Origin of the sequence: Streptomyces sp. NBC_00510, from assembly GCA_036013505.1 — a bacterium.
Taxonomy (GTDB): domain Bacteria; phylum Actinomycetota; class Actinomycetes; order Streptomycetales; family Streptomycetaceae; genus Actinacidiphila.
Genome location: CP107851.1, coordinates 6,331,968 through 6,346,947, shown reverse-complemented (window position 1 = coordinate 6,346,947; position 14,980 = coordinate 6,331,968). Strand labels below are relative to the sequence as shown.

Sequence of the window (14,980 nt, the reverse complement as noted above, 5' to 3'; positions counted from 1 at the left end):
AGGGCTCCCGGTACTGTCGGCTGACCCCCTCACCGACCGAGAGCGGAGCAGGCCGCCGTGACCGCGACACAGCCCAGGGCCATCGCCGAGAACGCGCCCCGGAGCCTCCCGGCGCGGCGGGCCGTCCTCATCGCGGCACTCGCCTGCCTGGTCTCCTTCACGGCCTTCTGGGCCGCCCAACGCGCCGCACACGTCTCGATGATCGACCTCACCGTCTACCGCGCCGAGGGCTGGACGGTGCGCAACGGCGGGGACCTCTACGCGATGCGCGTCACCCACGCGCAGCTGCCCAACACCTACCCGCCGTTCGCGGCGCTGCTCTTCACGCCGCTGACGCTGCTCGGCACCGGCGCCTGCCGGATCGCGGCGACCCTGCTCAACCTGGGCCTGCTGGTGGCGCTCTGCCATCTGTCGCTCCGGCTGGCCGGACTGCCGCGGCGGCTCCCGCCGGCGGCGGCCGCGCTCGGCGTGGCGGCGGCCGCCGTGTGGTGCGAGCCGGTGTGGACGACGCTGCGGTACGGGCAGATCAACCTGCTGCTCGCGGTCCTGGTGCTGTGGGACCTCACCCGGCGCGGGAACCGGGCGGCCGGAATCGGCATCGGCATCGCCGCGGGGATCAAGCTGACCCCGCTGCTGTTCGTGGTCTTCCTGGCCGTCGGCGGAGCGGCGGTGGCCTGGCGGCGGCGCGAGCGGTGGAACCCACGGCTGCGGCAGGCCGCCGTGGCGTGCGTCACCTTCGCGGCGACCGTGGGCCTTTCCGCGCTCGTACTGCCGCGCGACTCGGGGCGCTTCTGGGGCGGGGTCGTCTTCTCCGCCGACCGCGCCGGCAACGCCGAGGACACCGCCAACCAGTCCCTGCGGGGGGTGCTCGCGCGGGCGCTGCACACCGGCGACCCGGGCGGCTGGTGGCTCGTCGCGGCCGCTCTCGCGGCCTGCACGGGCCTGGCCGTCGCCACGGCGCACCTGCGGGCCGGGGAGCACGCCTGGGCGGTGCTGTCCTGTGCCGTGACGGGCCTCCTGGTCAGCCCCGTCTCCTGGTCGCACCACTGGGTGTGGGCGGTCCCCCTGGTCGTGTTCCTCGCCGGACGTGCCCCGCGCAGCCGCCGGCCCGCGCTCTGGTGGGGCGGCACCGCGCTGTACGGCCTGCTCTTCTGCTCGTACGCGCTGTGGCTCACGCCGCACGGCGACGGGGTCGCACGTCCCGAACTCCACCAGTCCGTGCCCCAGATGGCGCTGTCGGCGGTCTACCCGGCCGCCGGGGCGGCGTTCCTGTGCCTCGCGGCGGCCGTCGCGTGGCGCGGCCGGGGGAACCGCGCCACGGCCCCCGCCTGAGGCGCCCGGCCCGGGGCCGACCCCCAACAGGCCGACCGGAAAGGCCGCTTCCCGCTGCCCCGGCGGTTCACCGGCGCCAGCCCGCGGCGCGGCACGGCGGGGCGAACGCGAAGATCCCGCCTCCCCTGGGGGGAGACGGGATCCGATGCCGCTGTGGAGCTACGGGGATTCGAACCCCGGACCTCTTGCATGCCATGCAAGCGCTCTACCAACTGAGCTATAGCCCCGCTGTCCTCGGGCTTTCCGCCCGGCGAACGAGAAGAAGCTTAGCCGGTCAGGGCCGGATTCCTGAAATCGGCTGCGTCCCGGCCCCGCCCCGGCTCCCGGCCCGGTCAGTCGTCGTCGCCGAGCACCGGCTCGGGCAGGGTTCCGGCGTTGTGCTCCAGCAGCCGCCAGCCACGGGCGCCCTCGCCGAGGACCGACCAGCAGGTGTTGGACAGCCCGCCGAGCGCCTCCCAGCTGCGCGGGTCCAGCCCGAGGAGCCGGCCGATGGTGGTGCGGATGGCGCCGCCGTGGCTGACGACGACCAGCACACCGCCGTCGGGCAGCTTGTCGGCCGCCGCGAGCACCACCGGGGCGGCCCGGTCGGCCACCTCGGTCTCCAGCTCGCCGCCGCCGCGCCGCACGGGCTCGCCGCGCTTCCAGGCCGCGTACTCCTCGCCGTACCGCTCGGTGATCTCCTCGTGGGTCAGGCCCTGCCACACGCCCGCGTAGGTCTCCCGCAGCCCCTCGTCGTACGAGATGTCCAGCTCCGTGACGGCGGCCAGCTCGGCGGCGGTGTCGGCGGCGCGCTGCAGGTCGGAGGAGACGATCGCGTCCGGCTGCAGCGCGGCCAGCAACCGGGCGGCGCGCTTGGCCTGCGCGACGCCGGTCGAGGTAAGCGGTATGTCCGTGGAGCCCTGGAAGCGGCCCTCCACGTTCCAGGAGGTCTGCCCGTGCCGCCAGAAGACGACGCGGCGGCCGCGACCCCGCGTGTGGCCGTTCAGATCAGCTCTCCGTCCTCGTCGGCGGCCGCGGTGGCGCGGGCGTGCTCCTCGGCCTTGCCGCGGGTGGCGACGGCGTCCTTGGGGAGCTCCAGCTCGGGGCAGTCCTTCCAGAGCCGCTCCAGCGCGTAGAAGACCCGCTCCTCCGAGTGCTGGACGTGCACCACGATGTCGACGTAGTCGAGCAGGACCCAGCGACCCTCGCGCTCGCCCTCACGGCGCACCGGCTTGACGCCGAGCTCCTCCTGCAGCCGCTCCTCGACCTCGTCGACGATGGCCTTCACCTGGCGGTCGTTGGGCGCGGAGGCCAGCAGGAACGCGTCGGTGATGGAGAGGACGTCGCTGACGTCGTAGGCGATGATGTCGTGCGCGAGCTTGTCGGCGGCCGCCTGGGCGGCGGTCTGAATGAGCTCGATGGAGCGGTCCGTGGCGGTCACAGGTAAGGCTTTCCGGTCGGGGACGTCGTACGTCCAGGGTCTCACGGACCGCGCTCGGTCCCCGACCGGTTATGGACCGCCCCCGGTCAGGTCTTCTCCGGCGGGCTGTAGTCCTGGCCCAGGACGACCGTGATGTCGGCGTTGGAGGCCACGCCGCCCTTCTTGGCGGCCTTGGCGGACAGGCCCAGCGTCTTGGCCAGCTCCTCCGCGTTCGTCTTCTGGCCGGCGTCGGCGTACAGGACCTGCGAGGTGGCCTGGGTGTCCGCGGTGGCGCCGGAGACGAAGGTGTAGCCGCCGCCGACGATCTGCACCTGGGCCTCGCCGGTGTTGGCGGCGACGCCGGTGGCGTTGCGCAGGGTGACCCGGGGGATGCCGTCGGAGTCGGTGTTGGTGACGGTGCCGCCGAGCACCTTCTTGACCACGTCCTCGGTGGCCTTCTCGCTCAGCGTGCCGTCGGGCTCCACCGGCAGCGTCTCGGTGGTGTAGTCGCCGCCCTTGGCCTCCTCCGACAGGGCCGCGAGGCTGCTGCCGAGGTCCTTCTCGGTCAGCGGGGGCTCGATGACCTGGTTGAGCCCCTCGACGGTCTTGGTCGCCAGGTCCGGGTCGCTGTACATCTTCTTCAGCACGGCCTGGACGACCTGCCCGAAGCGGGCCAGCTGCTTGTCGGGCCCCTCGCCCGGTCCCCGGTAAATGGCGTACGCGACGGCGGCCTGGCCGCCCAGCTCCTGCTGCTTGCCGGGCTTGACGAGGGTCTTGCCGTCCTGCTTCTTGCCTGCCTTCACCGTGGCGTCGGTGTCGACGAGGACTCCGCCGAGGGACTCGACGAGGTTGTCCAGGTACGGGGTGTCCAGCCGCCAGGTACCGCTGATCTTGGTGCCGAGCAGGCCTTCCAGCGCCTCACGGGTGGGGGCGGAACCGTTCTCCACGACGGACTTGCCGAGCGTGGTGCTGCCGCCGTCGTCGCTGCTCACGGCGAGCGAGTTCGGGAGCAGGACGGTGGTGCCCTTCTTGGTGGTCGAGTTGCTGACCAGCAGCGCGGTCGAGGTCACCTCGCTGCCGACCGGGCGCAGGTGCAGCACGATGACGTCGCGCTTCTGGCCGCCTGCGGCCTGCTGGGCGGTCCCGGAGTCCCCGCCGAGGCCGGGGATCTTGCCGGCCTTCCACAGGTAGCCGACGCCGCCGACGGCGGCCAGCACCAGGACGACGACCGCGGCGACCACGCGGTTGCGGCCGCGGCGCCTGGCCTCCTCGCGCCGCTCGGTGCGGGACTCGGTGAACTTCAGCCAGTCGATGACCTCTTCCGACTCCTCGGTCTCCTCGTCGACGAAGGAGAACTGGCCGGTGTGGTAATCGGCTTCGGCCGCGGCGGAGCGGCCGGCGGCGGGCCGGGCCGGCGGCTCCTCGTAGGCGGGCTGCCGCTGGGCCGGAGGGGCCTGCGGCGGGGTCTGCGGCGCGGTCTGCGGGGGTGCCGGCGGCTGCTGTCCGTACTGCTGCTGCTCGTAGTACGGCTCCTGGTACTGCGGCTGCTGCGGGATCCACCCCTGGTACTGCTGCGTCTGCTGGGGCTGTTGGGGGTGCTGGGGTTGCTGGGGTTGCTGCTGCGGCGGCTGCGGCTGCTGGTACTGCTGCTGCTCCTGCGGGTAGTACGGCTGCCCGGAGTACCCCTGCTGGTCCTGGTAGGACTGCTGCCGGCCGGTCTGCTCACCGGCCTGCTGGGCGTACGGGTCGTACTGGCCGTACTCGTTGCCGTAACCGTTTGCGTAGTCGCCCGGCTGCTGTGCGTAGGGGTCTTCTCCGTAGGGGTCCTGACCGCCCCGCTCGGGTGTTCCCTCGGCGTATTGCCATCGGGGGTAGTCGTTCACTGGGGACCCCTCCAGTTGCCGATCAGCCGCTGATCACTTACCGGTACAGCCTGCGTTTGTCGATGTAGCGAACGACGCCGTCGGGCACGAGGTACCAGACCGGCTCCCCCTTGGCGACCCGCTGACGGCAGTCGGTCGAGGAGATCGCCAGGGCGGGCACCTCCACCAGGGAGACCCCGCCGGCCGGGAAGCCGGGGTCGGACAGGGTGTGCCCGGGGCGGGTGACGCCGATGAAGTGCGCCAGCGAGAACAGCTCCTCGGCCTTGCGCCAGGAGAAGATCTGGGCCAGCGCGTCCGCACCCGTGATGAAGAACAGCTCCGCCTCGGGGTGCTCGGCCCGCAGGTCGCGAAGCGTGTCGATGGTGTACGTGCGGCCACCGCGCTCGATGTCGCTGCGGCTGACCGAGAACTGCGGGTTCGACGCGGTGGCGATCACCGTCATCAGGTAGCGGTCCTCGGCCGCCGACACCTTCTGCTCGCTCTTCTGCCAGGGCCGGCCGGTGGGCACGAAGACCACTTCGTCCAGCTGGAAAAGGTGCGCCACCTCGCTGGCCGCCACGAGGTGGCCGTGGTGGATGGGATCGAACGTCCCACCCATCACACCGATTCGCTCCTTCATGCGGATAGACCCTACCCGCATCGCCTGATCGAGCTCAGCGGTCGCGGTTGAAGCGGGTGGTGATGAAGAGCAGCAGCAGCAGCGCGAACAGCGCGCCGCCGCCCGTGAGGTAGGGGCTCAGGCTCTCGTGGTTGCCGCCGCCCTCGCCCTCGGCGAGCGTGGTCAGAACGGCGGCGGTCGCGTAGGAGGTCATTCGGCTGTCCCTTGGTGGCTTCGGGGTCTGTCGACGGGCGGAAGACTCGGCAACATCGTACGGGCGGCCGGGGTGGAACTTCGCGGTGGCTCCGCGCGTCCTCACTAGGTACCCAACGGCCGAACAGGGGGGCGGGGACATATGTCCGGTCCGAACGATTCGAGTGGTGCGAGCGGCGGCGCGAACGACGGGCAGCGGCTGCCCGGACGCAACCGGCGGCGCTTCGAGGGCATCTCCTCGCGCGCGTACGAACACCCGGCGGACCGTTCCGCGCTGGTGGCACTGCGCAAGCTGAGCGGGTTCGACACCGTCTTCAAGGCGCTCAGCGGCCTGCTGCCGGAGCGCTCGCTGCGGCTGCTGTTCCTCTCGGACTCGGTGCGCGTCGGCGACCAGCAGTTCGCGCACCTCAACGACATGCTGCGGGACGCCTGCTACATCCTCGACCTGCCCAAGGTCCCGGCGATGTACGTCACCCAGGACCCGCAGCCCAACGCGATGTGCATCGGGCTGGACGAGCCCATCATCGTCGTGACCACCGGGCTGGTGGAGCTGCTGGACGAGGAGGAGATGCGGGCCGTCGTGGGCCACGAGGTCGGCCACGCGCTGTCCGGCCACTCCGTCTACCGCACGATCCTGCTCTTCCTGACCAGCCTGGCGCTGCGGGTGGCGTGGATACCGCTCGGCAACCTCGCGATCATGGCGATCGTCACCGCACTGCGCGAGTGGTTCCGCAAGTCGGAGCTCTCCGCGGACCGTGCCGGACTCCTGGTCGGCCAGGACCTGCAGGCCTCGATGCGCGGCCTGATGAAGATCGCCGGCGGCAACCACCTGCACGAGATGAACGTGGACGCCTTCCTGAAGCAGGCCGAGGAGTACGAGGAGTCCGGCGACCTGCGCGACTCCGTGCTGAAGATCCTCAACGTCCTGCCGCGCAGCCACCCGTTCACCACGGTGCGGGCCGCGGAGCTGAAGAAGTGGGCCGCGAGCCGCGACCACCAGCGCATCATGGACGGCCACTACCCGCGGCGCAGCGAGGACAAGGACACCTCGGTCTACGACTCGTTCAAGGAATCCGCGAGCCACTACGCCGAAACGGTGAAGACGAGCAAGGACCCGCTCATGAAGCTGCTCTCCGACATCGGGTCGGGGGCCGGCGACGTCGGCGGCCGGCTGCGCGACCGCTTCACCGGGACGCCGGGCTCGGGCTCCGGCCCGTCGGGGCGCCCGCCGAAGGACTCGCAGGACCCGCCGCCGGAGGGCTGATCGCCGGTCCGGCCGCCGGGGCCGGGGCGAGCACCCCGCACACCGAGCTGATCTCGTGGCGGTGGTCGTAGGGGTCGACCCCGGGCTGCACCGGCGGCCGCTGCCCGGCCAGCAGCGGCAGGAAGTGCGCCACGGGGGCGGTCACGCAGGACAGCGGCCCGGCCTCCACGGCGGCCTGCAGCAGTTCCACGTGCTTGTCGCGCAGGTCGGCGCGGTCGAAGCGCAGCCTCAGCTCGCGCCGCACGGTGAACAGCGAGGCCTGGCCGCTGCCCCCGGTGGCGGCCTGCACGGCGTAGACCAGGGTGTGGTCCGTGACGACCTCCAGGGCCCCCTCCCCCGCCTCGGCCACGGTCATGGTGCCGCGCACCTTGACCTCGTCGTCGGCGAGGGCGACGCGGGCGGGGTCGAAGCGCACCAGCCAGCCGGTCGCCGCGTGGCGCCCGTCGTCGGCGGGCCGCTCCAGGCTGCGGTCGAACTGGTCGAGCTGCCCGGGGTCCAGCATGGTGCGCACCGTGCGGATGTCCCCGCCGGTCAGCGCGTCGGGATCGGCGGAGGAGGCGACCAGGTAGTCCTTGGCGGAGACCAGGGCCTGCATGACCTGGCTCTCACTGAAGTGCGCGGTGCGGCGCGCCGGCGGCAGCGCGTACCCGGTCGCGCCGGCCCGGTAGTGCTCGGCGCGCTGCCCGGCGAACGGCCGGGCCCGGTCCACGGCGGCCACCGCGGCCGTGGGGGCGAGCGGCAGCAGGGTGATCTGCAGCGACTGCGCCATGGGAGGGGCGGGCTGGTCGTAGGGATTGCGTATGCCCAGGTAGACGGCGGTGCCGAAGGCCACGGCGATCAGGAGGACGAGGACCAGGGCCTGGCGCGGGGCGCCGCCGCGGGCCCAGAGCCGGCGGGTGCGCACCGAGCGGGCCGATCCGTCCAGCCGCTCCCGCGCGGAGAACTCCTGTATCCGGGCAGCGCGGACGAACGATTCGTCGAAGACGACGGATCGGTACTCGTCCTCACCACCTCCCGGGGAGCCCTCGGGGTTCCCCTCCGGTGGGTCTCCAGGCCCGGCCATACAACAAGCGTAGGTCTGTCAGGGCCCTTTAAAACGTCCTGGTACGAGACAAGTTCGAGAGGCGTTCAGGGGGTGTGGCTGACCGCCACCGGGGGTAGCGACGGGGCTCCGATCCGGCCGGTCGGGGAGGGCGGTACGGAGGGCTGGCGGGCCCCTCCGGCGCCCCGGTAGACCGCCGCGAACGTCAGGGCGACGACGCCGATGCCCATCACCACGGCGAGCACCCACGCCACGGTCCGGTGCCAGCGGCCGTGCCCCCGGTACGGGCGGCGCTGGGCGTAGAGGTCCTCGTACTCCTCGTCCTCCGCGGAGTGCTCGGCCTCCTCCCGGTCGTACGGACCGCCGCCGTCCTCCCCGCCCAGCACACGCGGACGGGACGCCTCGGCCTCGGCCTGTGCCGTGGCGGCGGCGAGCATGCGCTCGTGGGCGCTCGGTTCATGGAAGGCGGCCGCCCGTATGAAGGCCTCGTCGAGCACCACGGACGCGAATTCGTCATCCGCGCCACCGTGGTCCTCGCCGTCCGGGAACGGCTTGCCCCCCAGTTCGTCCGGCACCCGTCCAGAATAGGGCCGATGACGCGGATTGGGCAGGCCGCTCGGAAACTCCGTCCGTCCGCCGGGGCCGGTCAGCCGCGGACGTGGCCGTCCCCGGTGTAGACGTACTTGGTCGAGGTCAGCTCCGGAAGGCCCATCGGCCCCCGGGCGTGCAGCTTCTGGGTGGAGATGCCGATCTCCGCGCCGAAGCCGAACTGCCCGCCGTCGGTGAACCGGGTCGAGGCGTTGACGGCGACGGCCGCGGAATCCACCAACCGGGTGAACCGCCGGGCGGCCGGCTGCGAGGTGGTGACGATGGCCTCGGTGTGCCCGGAGGACCACAGCCGGATGTGCTGCACGGCGGCGTCCAGCGAGTCCACCACGGCGGCGGCGATGTCGTAGCTCAGGTACTCCGTCTCCCAGTCCTCCGCGGTGGCCGGGACGACGGTGGCCTTGGTGCCGCTCTTCTCGGCCAGTTCCCGCACCCGCTCGTCGGCGTGCACGGTGACCCCGGCCTCGGCCAGCGCGTCCAGGGCGCGCGGCAGGAAGTCGGCGGCGATGTCCCGGTGCACCAGCAGCGTCTCGGCGGCGTTGCACACGCTCGGGCGCTGCGCCTTGGAGTTGAGCAGGACCGCGACGGCCGTGTCGAGGTCGGCCTGCGCGTCCACGTACACATGGCAGTTGCCGGTGCCGGTCTCGATCACCGGGACGATGGACTCCTCGACCACCGTCTTGATGAGGGAGGCGCCACCGCGCGGGATGAGCACGTCGACCATGCCGCGGGCGCGCATCAGCTCGCGCACCGACTCCCGGCTCTCCCCCGGCACCAACTGGACGGCGTCGGCGGGCAGTCCGGCGCCGCCGACCGCGTCGCGCACCACCGTCACCAGCGCGGAGTTGGAGTGGAACGCGGAGGAGGAGCCGCGCAGCAGCACCGCGTTGCCGGACTTCAGGCACAGCGAGGCCGCGTCCACGGTGACGTTGGGCCGGGCCTCGTAGATGATGCCGACCACGCCCAGCGGCACGCGGATCTGGCGCAGGTCCAGCCCGTTGGGCAGCGTGGAGCCGCGCACCACCTCGCCGACCGGGTCGGGCAGGCCGGCCACGTCCCGCACGTCGGAGGCGATGGCGCGGACCCGCTCGGGGGTCAGCGTCAGCCGGTCCACGATCGCCTCGTCGGTGCCCGCCTCACGGGCGCGGGCGACGTCCTCGGCGTTGGCCTCGACGATCTCCCGCGTGCGGACGACCAGGGCGTCGGCGATGGCCAGCAGCGCGTCGTCCTTCACCGAGCGCGGCAGCGGCGCGAGGTCTTCGGCGGCCGCACGGGCGCGGTAGGCGGCCTGCAGCACCGGGCTCTTCGGCCACGGCGAGGGCAGGGAGGCGGCGAGGTCGTCGTTGCTGTGGCTGCGGCTGCTCATAGCGGCCAGGGTACGGCGTGGGCGCCGGCCGGCGGGACGGCTTTCCGGCGGGTGAGACCGTGCCGCGCACGGCGGCCGGGCCGGTGCGGCTCAGTAGGGGTGCACGCCGATGGGCGCCGCCGGGGGCGGTCCGTAACCCTCCGCGAGGCGCTGGTGGTAGGTGTCGCGGTCGATGACCTCCAGGCCCACCGTCTCCCAGGGCGGCAGGTTGGCGGAGGAGCGGTGCTCGCCCCACAGCCGCAGCGCGATCGCGGCGGCGTCGTGCAGGTCGCGGGCCTCCTCCCAGTACCGGATCTCGGCGTGGTCGGCCGCGTACCGGCTGGTCAGCAGGAAGGGGTGGTCGTTCGCGAGCTGCTCCAGCGCGCGCCGCACCTCGGCGAGCGGGGCCTCGGGCCCGGAGACGCTGAGCGTCACGTGCCAGAGCCGGGACACGGGGCGCTCCCGCGCCGGCGGGGCGGTGTCGTCGCTCGTCACGCTCACCAGTGTCCGCTCCGCCGTCCCTCGGGACGACGATGCCCCTGGGCGCCCTCGTCTCACCGGCGGCCTCCCTGTCGTCCCTGTCGTCGCGTCCCTGGCCGGATTCCGTGCTCCGCCCTCAAAGTCCAGCAGCCCGGGAGCGGGCGCGGGGCGGTTTTCACGAAGTAACCACGAAGGAGGTCCGCCTCAGTGGTGCAGCAGTACGAGGTCGTCCCGGTGCACGACCTCGCGCTCGTAGGCGGGGCCGAGCTCCCGCGCCAGTTCGCGGGTCGAGCGCCCGAGCAGCCGGGGCAGCTCCTTGGCGTCGAAGTTCACCAGGCCCCGCGCGACGGCGTGGCCGGAGGTGTCGCGCAGTTCGACCGGGTCGCCGGCGGTGAAGTGGCCCTCGACCGCCGCGATGCCGGCCGGCAGCAGCGAGGTGCGGCGCTTGACGACCGCCTGCACGGCGCCGTCGTCCAGGATCAGCGCGCCGAGCGGGGTGGAGGCGTGGGCCAGCCACAGCAGCCGGTCGGCGGAGCGCTTGCCCGTGGCGTGGAAGACGGTGCCGGTCCGCCGTCCGGCCAGGGCGTCCGCGGCCTGCGAGGCGGAGGTGAGGACGACCGGGATGCCGGCGCCGGCGGCGATCCGGGCGGCCTCGACCTTGGTGACCATGCCCCCGGTGCCGACGCCGGCCTTGCCCGCGCTGCCGATGGAGACGCCCTCCAGGTCCCGCGGCCCGTGGACCTCCTCGATGCGCGAGGTGCCCGGGAGGGCGGGGTCGCCGTCGTAGAGCCCGTCCACGTCGGAGAGCAGGACGAGCAGGTCGGCGCGGACCAGGTGGGCGACGAGGGCGGCGAGGCGGTCGTTGTCGCCGAAGCGGATCTCGTCGGTGGCCACCGTGTCGTTCTCGTTCACGATCGGCATGGCGCCCATGGCGAGCAACTTGTCCAGCGTGCGGTAGGCGTTGCGGTAGTGCGCCCGGCGGCTCATGTCGTCGGAGGTGAGCAGCACCTGGCCGACCCGTACGCCGTACCGGGCGAAGGAGGCCGTGTAGCGGGCGACGAGCAGACCCTGGCCGACGCTGGCGGCGGCCTGCTGCCGCGCCAGGTCCCGGGGCCGCCGGGTGAGCCCGAGCGGTGCCAGGCCGGCGGCGATGGCGCCGGAGGAGACCAGGACGACCTCCTTGGCGGCCGCGCCCTCCTGGGTCCCGCGCGCCTTGGCCAGCACGTCCACGAGGGCGTCCACCCGGTCGGCGTCCAGGCCCCCGGCCGCCGTCGTCAGCGACGACGACCCGACCTTGACCACGACCCGCCGGGCCTCCGCCACGTCCTGCCTCGCGCTCGCCACGTCCGTCCCTTCCCTCTCCCGGCTTCGCAATCTACGGCAGTCGGGCGACCCGGCGCCGCCGCCTTCCACCCACCGGACCGGGAGTGGGACGCGCGGACCGGGGCAGGTGCGTGGGAAACCTGTACGCGGGGCCTGACGGAGAGGTAAGAAGTTCTCATAACGCGACTCTTCGATTCGTAATCGTTCAGGTCGGACATCACCGATCAATGGGAACGATTTGCCAGTGGAATCGAACAGGGGGCAGCGTGCACGTGAACGGCGGCCCGCGGCCCCGAACGGAGTGTGCACGCTTGCGCTCCGCGGCGGTTCCGTCGGGCCAGCGCACGTACGACGATGGGAAGTTGCTGCTGTGAAACGTGCCATGGGGAGCGGGCCGGAGGTCCACCAATTCGGCCTCCTGCTGGTCCAGGCCTGCGCCTTGATCGCCCAGGCCGCGGGCGTGGTCCTGCCGAACGCGTACCTGCTGGCCGGCGCCGCGGCCGTGGGCTACGTCGCCGACGTCTGCCTGTACTCGGGGCAGCGACCTCCGACCCGGGTCCTCGGCCTGCTCCAGGCGGAGGCGATCACCCGTCAGTCACTGCGCGACCTGCTGCTCGTCATCGGACTGCTGCGCCTGGACCACCCGGCGTCGACGTGGTTCCACCTCGTGTGCCTGGCCGGCCTGCTGTACGTCCACGGCGCGCACATCGGGCTCCAGGCGGGAACGATCCTGGTGCAGCGCGCCCGGCGGCTGCCCGTCATCACCCGGAACATCGACACCTCCGAGCTGCCGCTGCCCGCACCTCCCCCGGCCCTGATCACCCGTCAGCCCGGACTGCGGCTGCTGCTCATCGGGCTCCCCGCGACCACCGGGCTCACCGTCACCGCGGCGACCGGCACCACCCTCTTCGCCGCCGACGGAATCCTGCTGTCCGCGGTCCTGGCCTCCGTGGCCCTCGCGGTGCTCGGCCGGTCCCTGCTGCCGGGCCGGCGCCCGCCGCGGCAGGACGAGGTCCTCGAGTGGTTCGACCGCTGGCTGGAGCGCTACCAGCCCACGGTCGGCATGTACTTCTCCGGCAGCGCCAACTCCGCGTATCAGGCCAACATGTGGCTGTCCGCCCTGGCCCAGATGGACGGCCGGCCGGTCATCGTGCTGCGCGAGCGGACGATGGTGCAGCGCATCGGCCCCACCGACGTCCCCATCGTGTGCCTCCCGAAGGTCGCCCACCTGTTGCGGCTGAGCGACTCCAGCCTCAAGGTGATGATCCACCCGGCCAACGCGGCCAAGACCTCCCAGGTGCTGCGCATCCCGACGATCATGCACGCCTTCGTCAACCACGGCGAGAGCGACAAGCTGTCCAGCTGCAACCCGTACGCCAAGGCCTACGACGAGGTCTGGGTGGCCGGCCCCGCGGCCCGCGAGCGCTACGCCCTGGCCTCGGTCGGCGTGGCGGACGAGGACGTCACGGAGGTCGGTCGTCCCCAGCTGGCAGGCATCCTGCCGTACGGCGGGCCGCCCGCGCCCGGTGACCCGGTCACGGTGCTCTACGCGCCGACCTGGGAGGGCTGGACCGAGGACCCGGGCAACACCTCGATCGTGCTGGCCGGGGAAGCCCTCGTCCGCCGGCTGCTGGCCGAACCCGGCGTCCGCCTGGTCTACCGGCCGCATCCGCTCACCGGCACCGTGGACCCGCGGGCGGGTGCCGCCCACCGGCGGATCGTCGCGCTGATCGAGAAGGCCAACCACGAGCGTCCCCCGGCCCCGCCCCTGCCCGCGCAGCGCGAGCTGCTCCACCGCATGGAGCGCGAGCTGGGCCGGCTGACCGACGCCTGGTCGCTGACCGACGCCGACGACCTGGAGCGCATGGCGGACCGCGGCAGGACGCAGGACGGGAGCATCGCCGAGGCCGTGCAGCGGGCGACCCTCTCGTGGGAGACGGCGTACTGGTCGGTGCACCCCGCCGAGGAGCACCAGGTGATCGTCGATGAGCGCCCCGGCCTCTACTCCTGCTTCAACCACTGCGACGTGCTGATCACCGACGTGTCGAGCGTGATCTCCGAGTTCCTGATGAGCGGCAAGCCCTACGCCGTGACCAACACCACCGACCTGACCGAGGCCGGGTTCCGCAAGGCGTTCCCCACCGTCCGGGCCGGGACCGTGCTCACCCCCGACGCGGCGGGTCTCGGCGAGTTGCTGGCCGTCGTGCGCGGCAAGGCGGAGGACACCCTGGCAGCGGCCCGTCTGGACCTGAAGGGGCACCTGCTGGGCCCGGCCGCGCCGCCTTCCTCCGAGCGCTTCCGGGACGCGGTGCAGGCGCTCGCCGCCCGGGCCGACGAACGACGCGCCAGGACGGCCGGCGGCACCGCGCAGGCGGTACCGAAGCAGCGCGCCAACGCCCTATGAGCAATGGCGACGCAACGGACGAGGCTTTTGGCCGAGCGCTGCCGCTCGGCCAAAAGCCTCGTCCGTCAGGTCGCGGGGTCAGCCCCGGGCCGACTCCGGGTGGCGCAGGCACCAGCCCGCCCAGGCGGACGCGACCATCTCGCGCACCTCGTGGCGGGCCGTCCAGCCCAGCTCCTCCTCGATCCGCGAGGCGGAGGCGACGACACGGGCAGGGTCGCCGGGGCGGCGCTCGATGACCTGCGGCGTCGCGTCGGTGCGGCCGGTGACCGAGCCGATGATGCCCACCATCTCGGCGACCGAGACGCCCTCGCCACGGCCGATGTTCAGCACCAGGGCGGCGGTCGGGTCCTCCGCCAGCCGGCGCGCGGCGGCGACGTGGGCCGACGCGATGTCCTCGACGTGGATGAAGTCACGGATGCAGGTGCCGTCGGCGGTCTCGTAGTCGTCACCGAAGATCAGCGGCGGCTTGTCCTGGGAGAGCCGCTCGAAGACCATCGGCACGAGGTTGAAGATCCCCGCGTCACCCAGCTCGGGGGTGGCCGCGCCGGCCACGTTGAAGTAGCGCAGGCAGGCGGTGGCGATGCCGTGGGCAGCACCCGTCGCCCGGACCATCCACTCGCCGACGAGCTTGGTCTCACCGTATGGGCTCATGGGCGCGCACGGGGTCTCCTCGGTCACCAGGTCGACGTCGGGCATCCCGTAGACGGCGGCGGAGGACGAGAACAGGAAGCTGGTCACCCCCGCGCGCACCGCGGCCTCCAGGACGGTCTGCAGGCCCTGGACGTTCTCCCGGTAGTAGTGGAGCGGACGCTCCACCGACTCCCCGACCTGCTTCTTCGCCGCGATGTGCACGATGCCGCGCACCGAGTGCTCCCGCAGCACCCGGTCGAGCAGCTCCGCGTCGAGTACGGAGCCCTTCTCCAGGTGCACGCCGGCGGGCAGCCGCTGCGGGTCGCCGGTGCTCAGATCGTCCACGACCACGACCTGCTCGCCGCCGTCGACCATCGCCTTCACCACGTGCGAGCCGATGTAGCCGGCGCCGCCGGTGATCAGCCACGTCATCGTTCTCATCCTCTCCACAGGCCCTTCAG

14 protein-coding genes and 1 tRNA gene are annotated in these 14,980 nt (G+C 72.7%); 3 read left to right on the top strand and 12 right to left on the bottom strand.

Annotated features, from left to right (window positions below; genetic code table 11):
* The first annotated feature begins 57 nt into the window (after positions 1 to 57).
* A complete protein-coding gene (locus OG937_28600; protein ID WUD75365.1) occupies positions 58 to 1,332 on the top strand; it encodes a glycosyltransferase 87 family protein in 1,275 nt (424 codons plus the stop codon).
* 154 nt (positions 1,333 to 1,486) lie between these two features.
* Here OG937_28600 and OG937_28595 read toward each other — a convergent pair.
* The 6 genes from OG937_28595 to OG937_28570 form a co-directional block, all read right to left on the bottom strand.
* Positions 1,487 to 1,559, bottom strand: a tRNA-Ala gene (locus OG937_28595).
* Positions 1,560 to 1,664: 105 nt separating this feature from the next.
* Positions 1,665 to 2,318, bottom strand: coding sequence for a histidine phosphatase family protein (locus OG937_28590; protein WUD78918.1), 654 nt, complete (start codon positions 2,316 to 2,318; stop codon positions 1,665 to 1,667).
* Positions 2,315 to 2,752 (bottom strand): ribosome silencing factor, encoded by a 438-nt coding sequence (gene rsfS, locus OG937_28585; protein WUD75364.1) that lies wholly within the window; start codon positions 2,750 to 2,752, stop codon positions 2,315 to 2,317. The genes OG937_28590 and rsfS overlap by 4 nt, the downstream gene beginning before the upstream one ends.
* A gap of 86 nt (positions 2,753 to 2,838) precedes the next feature.
* A complete protein-coding gene (locus tag OG937_28580) occupies positions 2,839 to 4,614 on the bottom strand; it encodes a LytR C-terminal domain-containing protein (protein ID WUD75363.1) in 1,776 nt (591 codons plus the stop codon).
* Positions 4,615 to 4,651: 37 nt separating this feature from the next.
* Positions 4,652 to 5,233, bottom strand: coding sequence for a nicotinate-nucleotide adenylyltransferase (gene nadD, locus OG937_28575; protein WUD75362.1), 582 nt, complete (start codon positions 5,231 to 5,233; stop codon positions 4,652 to 4,654).
* Positions 5,234 to 5,267: 34 nt separating this feature from the next.
* Positions 5,268 to 5,426: a hypothetical protein gene (locus tag OG937_28570; GenBank protein WUD75361.1), complete on the bottom strand. Its 159-nt coding sequence runs from the start codon at positions 5,424 to 5,426 to the stop codon at positions 5,268 to 5,270.
* A 141-nt stretch (positions 5,427 to 5,567) separates the two neighbouring features.
* Between OG937_28570 and OG937_28565 the strand changes: the two genes are divergently transcribed.
* Complete coding sequence (locus tag OG937_28565) at positions 5,568 to 6,689, top strand: M48 family metallopeptidase (protein ID WUD75360.1); 1,122 nt, start codon at positions 5,568 to 5,570, stop codon at positions 6,687 to 6,689.
* Here the strand turns inward: OG937_28565 and OG937_28560 are convergent.
* The 5 genes from OG937_28560 to proB form a co-directional block, all read right to left on the bottom strand.
* The gene (locus tag OG937_28560; GenBank protein ID WUD75359.1) at positions 6,610 to 7,752 is read right to left on the bottom strand and encodes a hypothetical protein; all 1,143 of its coding nucleotides are present in this window, start codon (positions 7,750 to 7,752) and stop codon (positions 6,610 to 6,612) included. The two genes, OG937_28565 and OG937_28560, sit on opposite strands and share 80 nt — an antisense overlap.
* A gap of 65 nt (positions 7,753 to 7,817) precedes the next feature.
* Complete coding sequence (locus OG937_28555) at positions 7,818 to 8,306, bottom strand: hypothetical protein (GenBank protein ID WUD75358.1); 489 nt, start codon at positions 8,304 to 8,306, stop codon at positions 7,818 to 7,820.
* 71 nt (positions 8,307 to 8,377) lie between these two features.
* The gene (locus tag OG937_28550) at positions 8,378 to 9,703 is read right to left on the bottom strand and encodes a glutamate-5-semialdehyde dehydrogenase (GenBank protein ID WUD75357.1); all 1,326 of its coding nucleotides are present in this window, start codon (positions 9,701 to 9,703) and stop codon (positions 8,378 to 8,380) included.
* 90 nt (positions 9,704 to 9,793) lie between these two features.
* A complete protein-coding gene (locus OG937_28545) occupies positions 9,794 to 10,240 on the bottom strand; it encodes a hypothetical protein (protein ID WUD75356.1) in 447 nt (148 codons plus the stop codon).
* 126 nt (positions 10,241 to 10,366) lie between these two features.
* Positions 10,367 to 11,485, bottom strand: a complete 1,119-nt coding sequence (gene proB, locus OG937_28540; protein ID WUD78917.1) for a glutamate 5-kinase — start codon at positions 11,483 to 11,485, stop codon at positions 10,367 to 10,369.
* A gap of 382 nt (positions 11,486 to 11,867) precedes the next feature.
* On the opposite strand from proB, the gene OG937_28535 reads away from it, so the two are divergent.
* Positions 11,868 to 13,889, top strand: a complete 2,022-nt coding sequence (locus OG937_28535; protein WUD75355.1) for a hypothetical protein — start codon at positions 11,868 to 11,870, stop codon at positions 13,887 to 13,889.
* Between the two features lie 78 nt (positions 13,890 to 13,967).
* Here OG937_28535 and galE read toward each other — a convergent pair whose 3' ends face one another.
* A complete protein-coding gene (galE, locus tag OG937_28530; GenBank protein ID WUD75354.1) occupies positions 13,968 to 14,951 on the bottom strand; it encodes a UDP-glucose 4-epimerase GalE in 984 nt (327 codons plus the stop codon).
* Positions 14,952 to 14,980: the final 29 nt, after the last annotated feature.